This window comes from Jonquetella sp. BV3C21, from assembly GCF_000468895.1.
In the GTDB taxonomy this organism is placed as follows: domain Bacteria; phylum Synergistota; class Synergistia; order Synergistales; family Dethiosulfovibrionaceae; genus Jonquetella; species Jonquetella anthropi.
The window spans coordinates 68666-77103 of the sequence record NZ_AWWC01000028.1 but is presented as its reverse complement, the minus strand read 5'-3'; the positions used below and the strand labels follow the sequence as shown (position 1 = coordinate 77103).

Genomic DNA, 8438 nt, shown 5'->3' with positions numbered 1-8438 from the left:
CACGGGACTTTTTGATTTTTCACTGTCCTATTGACGGGGAGCAGACCATTTCGCGGCGCGGCCTTTTCATCGATGATTACTTGTTGATCCGATCGGCCCACGACGGGTCGAAGTTCGACAGGTCGCTTTTCTCGTCGTAAACGAGGTTCTTCCATTCCTCGTCGGTCAGACGATCGTCGCCTCCGGCGAGAAATTCATAGTACGACATGGTAAACCCTTCGGCCAGCCGAGCGCCGCCCGATCGGTCGTCCAAGAACACGACGAGCCGGCGGGGAGTTCCAACGCCAATGTAGAGGTCGGCGAATCCCGACATGGCGACGTCGGCAATTAGGGCCATCTTCAACAGCTCGTTGTTGTCGTCGGAAGATGACTGGAACATGCCGATCGGCAGGACCGACGGCGGGCAGAACGAGTTGATCCACTGGTAATCTTCCAGCGTCATCGAGTCGGTCAGCTCTCTCCGGCAGATCTCGGCCATGTGGGTGAAGTCGTCCGCCAGAGCTAGGAACCGCGGCGCGTAGGACTCGTTTTCGTCCGTGCTGTTCAGGTGGAACCGGTCGAGGAACTCCACGATCCGGCCGCAGGCGTCAGCCAGTCGCTCGAAGGTCTTGGGCTGAGGCTCGATGTACCCGCGAAGGATCGGCTGGGGGAACGGGTCAGACAGAAGCGCCATGCCGGCGTCTCCCATTTCCGCGCCGCTTTCTTCGGCGTAGAGGATCGTGTCGTGCTTCAGCTCGGCCATCGAAGCGGCGGCGGTGTACAGCTTGCGCCACTGCCACGCCTCGGTGTGGCAGAACGCCTCGTCGGGCTGTTCCTCGGTAAAGTAGTCCTGAAGCGTCAAGAGCCAGTTGGTGTAGAACGTGTCGTTCTCCTTGGAGAACTCCGGCCAGAGATCGGCCGTTTTTTTCCAACCGTCTTTGTATCCCGCGACGTCGTCGTACTTCTTGATCACCTCGGCGGCGGCGCGGGAGCCGAGCATCGCCAGTGCGTCAGATGGGTCGGGCAGGCAGCGGGAGCTTTCGGCAGGGAGACGGGGCGTCGTCAGGGCGGTGTAGGTCAGCGCGTCAAACGTGACCCGCTTGCCCAGCAGGCGGAACTGAGGGGGCTGAGCCTCGTTGGAGACAACGGCTGAAACGAGCTGCTTCTTAGCCGACTGAACTAATTTGTCCGCTAAACTTTCCATAGCCTCTTTGCTCTCGAAGGCCTCGATCCCCGCGTCCGAGACGTCCTTCGCGAAGGTAAGGTAGGTGTTGGTGTTCGAGTTGCCGATCAGCTTGGTCAGCGGGTCGTTCAGCTCGTTCCAAATTTTTGAAGGTTCGGGAGCGCTCAGCAGCCGGCAGAACAGGGCCGTCAGGGCCGTATTGGCAACGCACTTCTCGTCAGCCGTCAGGGTAAAGCCCATGGTGCCGAGCAAGGACATCACCCTGAAATACCGGGTCAGGTTCTCGTTTAAGGTGTAATGACCTCGGGGCTTATACAGGGAGTATGGCTCGTCAACGCCGGTCAGCTGGGACGTTTGAGTTCCTGTGGCAGCCATAATCTGGCTGTACTCCGCTGCGGCGCGGGGCGAGAGGTCGCCTGAGCGGCCGCAAAGCAGGGCGTTCGCGATATCCAGATAGTCTTTGGCAGTTGTAGCGGCCTCCGGGCCGAGGGCGGTCTTCTGGTACTCCGGGGCGACGCGATTCAGCTCGTCCTGCAGGGCTGAGACCAGCTTTTGGGTCATCGGGAGCAGGGCCTTCTCTTCAACCTGCTGGAGCGACCGGTCGAACAGCAAATGGAGCGTGTGGAGCCCCAAGTCGGCGGTAAGGAACCGGGGCAGAAGCACGCCCTCTTGCAGGGCGAATTTCCCGAGGCTGTCGGCGGCGACCATGTTAAACCCGCACGTGTCAGCCCGCTGTCGGTTGTACAGGTCGATCAGGTCGTCCTGGGTGAGAAAGTCCTCGTAAGAAGGCCCTTCTGGCGAGTCTTTGATCCCTAGAATCAAGCGCCGCGGGTCAAGGTAAAAGCCGTTGGCTGAAAGGGCCCGGCGGTAGGCTTGGTCGTTTGGAACATTTGCCAGCTTATTCAGGTCAAACGGCTCGCCGGCGGCTGTCGGCTTGTAAGAGGACAGGGCCTGCAGTTCATCATCGGGGATCCAAGCGAAGCGGCCGCCCAAGCCGGCGGTCGCCGTCACGTAGTCCTCGGCGTAACGCAGGTCATGAACCTTTGTATCGCTGAAAGAGATGAGGCGCCACGTCTTGCCGTTTTGGGAAGCTGAGCCAATCGAGACGACGACGGTTCCTCGGCGGAGCGAGAACGCTTTCGCAGGCTCCGGCTTTCCCTCGTCCGGGTCATACACCCCAACGACGGCGAGCCGGTACGCCTTGTCGCTCAGAGGAAACTGCCCGGGCATCAGCCACGGGACGACGTCTTGGCCCTTAACCATGTAGTTTTGCGGCTCGGTTGGTTGAAAAGAGCCAGGCAGGGCGGCCACATGGGAGACGGCCACGTACCCGATGACCGTGTTTTTGTCCTTGACCTGAAGCCACGCCTTGTTCTTTAACGTCCCTTCGAGAATGTTCCCGTGGACGACCCGGGCGGCGTCGTAGACGTCCGAGTCTTTCAGGGTGAGAGGCTTATCTTTTGGGGGAATGGACTCGTACAGCCTGGCCGCAGGGGCTGTGACCATCCAGACGTTTTTCTGCGCTGCCCCGGCCATTGAGGCTGGAGACAGGAAAGCGGCTAGGGCTGCGCAGCAGATGGCCCGTATGATGCGCTGATTCATGAAAACACCTCCACGATAGTGAGTGATGGTTCAGCTGGGAGCAGCTGACGATTCAAAGACCATGGATCTTTTTTGCCGCCATTACTCGTTCACTCTGTGGATCCACTTCGGCTCGTATTGAGACAGATCCTTTTTTTCGTCGTAGACGAGAGCCTTCCAGTCCTCGTCGGTCAGACGGTCAGAGGCGTCCCCAAGAAGTTCATAGTAGGACATGGTAAACCCTTCGGCCAGACGGGCGCCGCCCGACCGGTCGTCCAAGAACACGACGAGCCGGCGGGGAGTTCCAACGGCCATGTACAACGTGGCGTTTGTACAGGAAGCGACGTCGGCGATCAGGGCCATCTTCAACTGGTCGTTGTTCTCAGGAGAGATGTCAGACGTCCTAATCGGCAGGACCGACGGCGGGCAGAACGAGTTAATCCACTGGTAGTCTTCCAGAGTCATCGAGTCGGTCAGCTCTCTTCGGCTGATCTCGGCCATGTGGGTGAAATCGTCCGCCAAAGACTGGAACCGCGGCGCGTAGGAATCGCCTGCGTATTCGTCGTTCAGGCCGAATCGGCCGAGAAAGTCCACGATCCGGCCGCAGGCATCCGCCAGTCGGTCGAAGGTCTGGGGCTGAGGCTCGATGTACCCGCGAAGGATCGGCTGAGGAAACGGATTTGCCAGAAGAAGAAACGAAGCGGAGGGACAAGCCCCAAGAGGCATTGCCATAGGTTCTTCCCCGTAGAGGATCGTATCGTGTTTTAGCTCGGCCATCGAAGCCGCGGCGGTGTACAGCTTGCGCCACTGCCATGCCTCGGTGTGGCAGAACGCCTCGTCGGGCATTTTCTCGGTAAAGTAGTCCTGAAGCGTCAAAAGCCAGTTGGTGTAGAACGTGTCGTTCTCCTCGGAGAACCCCGGCCAGAGCGCGGCGGCCTTTTCCCAATTTTCCTTGTACTTTTCGACTGAGGCGTATTCTTCGGTCAGCTCTAACCCAGCCTTGGAGCCGAAAACGGCCAAGGCGTCAGCCGACGGATCGGGCAGGCCGCGTTCCGTTTCCAAAGGAAGACGGGGCGTCGTCAGGGCGGTGTAGAGCATCGCGTCAAACGTGACCCGTTTGCCCAGCAGGCGGAACTGAGGGGCTTGGGGGTCTTTGGAGTTGCTCGCCGAAACAAGCTGCTTCTGAGCCGCTTCGGTCAACTGACTGGCCAAGGCGATCATGGCCTCTTTGCTCTTAAAGGCCCCAATTCCCGCGTCTGAAACCGCCTTCGCAAAGGTAAGGTAAGTGTTGGTGTTCGAGTTGCCGATCAGCTTGGTCAGCGGGTCGTTCAGATCGTTCCAAACCTTTGAAGCCTCAGGGGCGCTCAGCAGCCGGCAGAACAGAGCTGTCACGGCCGTATGGGCAACGCCATTTTCGTTCGCCACGATGAAAAAGCCCACTGTCCCGAGCAGGGACATGCCCCTGAAGTACCGGGACAGGTTTTCGTTCAAGGTGTAGTGACCTCTGGGCTTGTACAGCGCATAGGGCTCTTTAACGCCGGTCAGAGGAGATTCTATGGCGCCGGCAGCCGCCATGATCAGGTCATATTCTTGCTTTGCTCGGTTCGACAGGTTCTGTTCTTTTCCGGAAAGAAGCGAGTTCGCAATATCCAGATAGTCTTTGACGGTCGCCATCGCGTCCGGGCCGAGGGCGGTCTTCTGGTACTCTGGGGCGACGCGGTTCAGCTCGTCCTGCAGGACCGCGACGAGCTTTTGGGTCATCGGGAGCATGGCTTTTTCTTCGACCTGCTGGAGCGACCGGTCGAAGAGCAGGTGCATCGCGTGAAGTCCAAGGTCGGCGGTCAGGAACCGAGGCAGAGAAACGCCGCCGGCTGAGGCCGGTTTTTCAGGAGATCTCTCTTCGTCCGACAGGTCGCTGCACTCGTCAGTCAGCTGTCGGTTGTACAGGTCGATCAGATCGTCCTGAGTGATAGGTTCCTCGTAGGATCCGTCTCCTTCTGAATCTTCCTTCCCTTGGATAATGCGCCGCGGGTCAAGGTAAAAGCCGTTGGCCGAGAGGGCTCGGCGGTACGCTTCGTCGTTGGGGACGCCTGACAGCCTGTTCAGGTCAAAAGGCTCGCCGGGGGCCGTCGGCTTGTAGACGGCGAGGTCCTGCAGGTTCTCTTCGGCGATCCAAGCGTAGCGGCCGCCCAGTCCAGCCTCAGGAGCGACATAAACGTTTTCGTCGTCATCCTGGGCGAGTTCTCCGAGCTTTGTGTTGCTGAAAGAGATCAGGTGCCACGTTTTGCCGTTCTGGGCGACCGAACCGATCGAGACGACGACGGTTCCCCGACGGAGAGAGAACGGTTTTGCCGGCTCTGGTTCCTCGTCTTCGGGGTCTTCCACTCCGACGACGGCGATGCAGTACGCCTTGTCGCTCAGCGGAAACTGGCCGGGCATCAGCCACGGGACCACGTCTTGGCTTGTCACCATGTAGTTTTTCGGCTCTGTGGGTTTGAAGGAATCGGGAATTTGTGCCAGATGAGAAACTGCCACGTATCCGATGGTTGTCTTCCCGTCGACCACTTGGAGCCAAGACGAATTTTCCAGTTTCCCCGTCAGAATGTTCCCGTGGACGACCCGGGCGGCCTCGTAGACGTCCGGGTCCTTCAGGGTAAGAGGCGCGTCTTTCGTGGGAAGGGACTCGTACAGTCTGGCGACCGGAGCTGTGACCATCCAACTGGTACTCTGAGCGGACGGCTGAGCCGCTTTTGCGACGGCGTTTGACGCCAGCAGAGCGGCTAAAGCAGCGCAGCAGATGACGTTGGTTCATCTCGACACCTCTTTGTATGGCGATAAAACCCCAAGACAAGGGGGCCTCAGGAAATTTTTTGCGTTCGAAGTGGAGAACAATTTTTTGAGGGCTCTTTAAGAAGTGAATTAAAGGCCGCGTCGCGAAAGCGCCGCGGCCTTTTGAGTGCCTTTACTTATTTACTTTGTCTGCCCAAACCGGCTCGTACTCGGAAATGTCTTTTTCTTCGTCGTAGACGAGAGACTTCCAGTCCTCGTCGGTCAGCCGATCAGCGGCGTTGCCAAGAAGCTCATAGTAGGACATGGTAAACCCTTCGGCCAGACGGGCGCCGCCCGATCGGTCGTCCAAGAACACGACGAGTCGGCGGGGAGTTCCCACGGCCATATACAGCGCTGTGTCCGCGGACGAAGCGACGTCGGCGATCAGGGCCATCTTCAACTGATCTTTGTTCTCAGAAGAGACGTCAAACATCCCAATCGGCAGGACTGACGGCGGGCAGAACGAGTTAATCCACTGGTAGTCTTCCAGAGTCATCGAGTCGGTCAGCTCTCTCCGGCTGATCTCGGCCATGCGGGCGAAGTCGTCTTCCAGAGCTTGGAACCGCGGCGCGTAGGACTCGCTTTCGTCTTCGCCGTTCAGGTTGAACCTGTCGAGGAAATCCACCATTCGCCTGCAGGCGTCAGCCAGCCGATCAAAGACCTTGGGCTGAGGCTCGATGTATCCGCGAGGAATCGGCTGGGGGAATGGGGTAGCCAAAAAAGCCATGCCGGCGTCTCCCATTTCCGCGCCGCTTTCTTCGGCGTAGAGGATCGTGTCGTGCTTCAGCTCGGCCATCGAAGCGGCGGCGGTGTACAGCTTGCGCCACTGCCACGCCTCGGTGTGGCAGAACGCCTCGTCGGGCTGTTCCTCGGTAAAGTAGTCCTGAAGCGTCAAGAGCCAGTTGGTGTAGAACGTATCGTTCCCCTGGGAGAACTCCGGCCAGAGCGCGGCGGTCTTGTCCCAGTTTTCCTTGTACTTTTCGACTGAGGCGTATTCGTCTGCAATTTCCGAGCCGGCCTTGGAGCCGAGAACGGCCAGCGCGTCGGCCGCCGGGTCGGGAAGACGGCGTTTCGTTTCTTCAGGAAGGCGGGGTGTCGTCAGGGCGGTGTACATCATCGCGTCGAACGTGACCCGCTTGCCCAGCAGGCGGAACTGAGGGGCTTGGGCGTCTTTGGAGTTGGTCGCCGAAACGAGCTGTTTCTGAGCCGCTTGAGTCAACTGGCCGGCCAAGGCAATCATGGCCTCTTTGCTCTCAAAGGCTCCAATCCCGGCGTCTGAGACGGCCTTCGCAAAGGTAAGATACGTATTGGTGTTCGAGTTGCCGATCAGCTTAGTCAGCGGGTCGTTCAGGTCGTTCCAAGCCTTTGAAGGCTTGGACGCGCTCAGCAGCCGGCAGAGCAGGGCTGTCACGGCCGTGTTGGCAGCGCCCTTCTCGTCCGCCGTCACTGCGAATCCCATTGTCCCGAGCAAGGACATTCCCCTGAAATACCGGGACAGGTTCTCGTTCAATGTGTAATGACCTCTAGGCTTATACAGGGCGTAGATCTCGTCAGCGCCGGTCAATGCGGATTGTTTGGTTCCGATAGCAGCCATGATGCGGTCATATTCTTCCTTTGCCCGGCTTGACATCTTCTGAGGTTTCTCGGAAAGAAGCGAGCCCGCAATATCCAAGTAGTCCTTGACAGTCGCTAGGGCGTCCGGGCCAAGGGCGGTCTTCTGATATTCCGGGGCGATGCGCTTGAGCTCGTCCTGTAGGGCCGAGACGAGCTTTTTGGTCATCGGGAGCAGGGCCTCTTCTTCAACCTGCTGGAGCGATCGGTCGAACAGCAGATGGAGCATGTGAAGCCCAAGGTCGGCGGTAATGAACCGAGGTAGGGAGATGTTATCGGTAGAAGAGCAGTTTTCAGGAGCCTCTTCTTCATTCGTTCCTTCGCTGCACTCGTTCGTGCGCTGTCGGTTGTACAGGTCAACCAGGTCGTCCTGTTCGATGCCCGACGGGTAGTAGCCTTCGTCTTCCTCTTCCTCGGAGTTTTTGGTCCCTAGGATAATACGCCGTGGGTCCAGATAGAAGCCGTTGGCCGCGAGAGCCTGGCGATATGCTTCGTCGTTTGGAACGCCGGACAGTCTGTTCAGGTCAAACGGCTCGCCGGAGGCCGTTGGCTTGTAGGAGGCGAGGTCCTGCAAGTCCTCTCCGGCGATCCAAGCGTAACGCCCGCCCAGCCCGTCAGCGACGAGGACGAAGTCATCATCGTCCTCTTCAGCGTAGGCTAAATCCTTGGCTTTTGTGTCGTTGAAAGAAATAAGATGCCACGTCTTTCCGTCTTGGTCCACAGAGCCGATCGAGACGACGACGGTTCCCCGACGGAGCGAGAACGCTTTTGCCGGTGTGAGATCTCCATCATCGGACTCATCCTCCTCATCCACTCCAACGACGGCGAGGCAATACGCGCTGTCGCTAAGCGGGAACTTCCCCGGCATTAGGCACGGGACCACGTCTTGACCCGTGACCATGTAGTTTTTGGGCTCTGAGGATTTGAAAGAATCGGGGATCTGAGCTAAATGAGAAACGGCCACGTATCCAACGGTCGTCTTTCCGTCGAGGATTTGGAGCCAGGACGAGTTCTTGAGTTTCCCCGTCAGGATGTTCCCGTGGACGACTCGGGCGGCTTCGTAGAAGTCCGAGTCTTTCTGGGTGAGGGGCTTATCTTTTTTGGGAAGTGACTCGTACAGTCTGGCAGCCGGAGCTGTGACCATCCAGCGGGCTGTTTGAGCGGCGGTCTGCGCCGTTTTCGCCATGGCGCTAGGCGCTAATAAAGCTGCTAATGTCGCACAACAAATAATACTGGCGATTCGCTTGTACATTTG

At 58.6% G+C, this 8438-nt stretch carries 3 protein-coding genes; all 3 read right to left on the bottom strand.

The features are described from left to right. Positions 1-76: 76 nt before the first annotated feature. The 3 genes from HMPREF1249_RS07385 to HMPREF1249_RS07375 all read right to left on the bottom strand — a co-directional run bounded on the left by HMPREF1249_RS07385 (position 77) and on the right by HMPREF1249_RS07375 (position 8369). Entirely contained in the window at positions 77-2764 is a 2688-nt protein-coding gene (locus tag HMPREF1249_RS07385) for a DUF3160 domain-containing protein (protein WP_008520556.1), read from the bottom strand. Positions 2765-2845: 81 nt separating this feature from the next. Then, positions 2846-5458, bottom strand: a complete 2613-nt coding sequence (locus tag HMPREF1249_RS07380; RefSeq protein WP_021776074.1) for a DUF3160 domain-containing protein — start codon at positions 5456-5458, stop codon at positions 2846-2848. A gap of 247 nt (positions 5459-5705) precedes the next feature. Beyond that, positions 5706-8369 (bottom strand): DUF3160 domain-containing protein, encoded by a 2664-nt coding sequence (locus HMPREF1249_RS07375; RefSeq protein WP_231366894.1) that lies wholly within the window; start codon positions 8367-8369, stop codon positions 5706-5708. Between the last annotated feature and the right edge of the window lie 69 nt (positions 8370-8438).

Excerpts from the sequence above, each read along its gene's own strand:
- HMPREF1249_RS07375 (WP_231366894.1), bottom strand. The coding sequence starts at position 8,369 with ATGGCGAAAACGGCGCAGACCGCCGCTCAAACAGCCCGCTGGATGGTC.
- HMPREF1249_RS07380 (WP_021776074.1), bottom strand. The coding sequence starts at position 5,458 with ATGGTCACAGCTCCGGTCGCCAGACTGTACGAGTCCCTTCCCACGAAA.
- HMPREF1249_RS07385 (WP_008520556.1), bottom strand. The coding sequence starts at position 2,764 with ATGAATCAGCGCATCATACGGGCCATCTGCTGCGCAGCCCTAGCCGCT.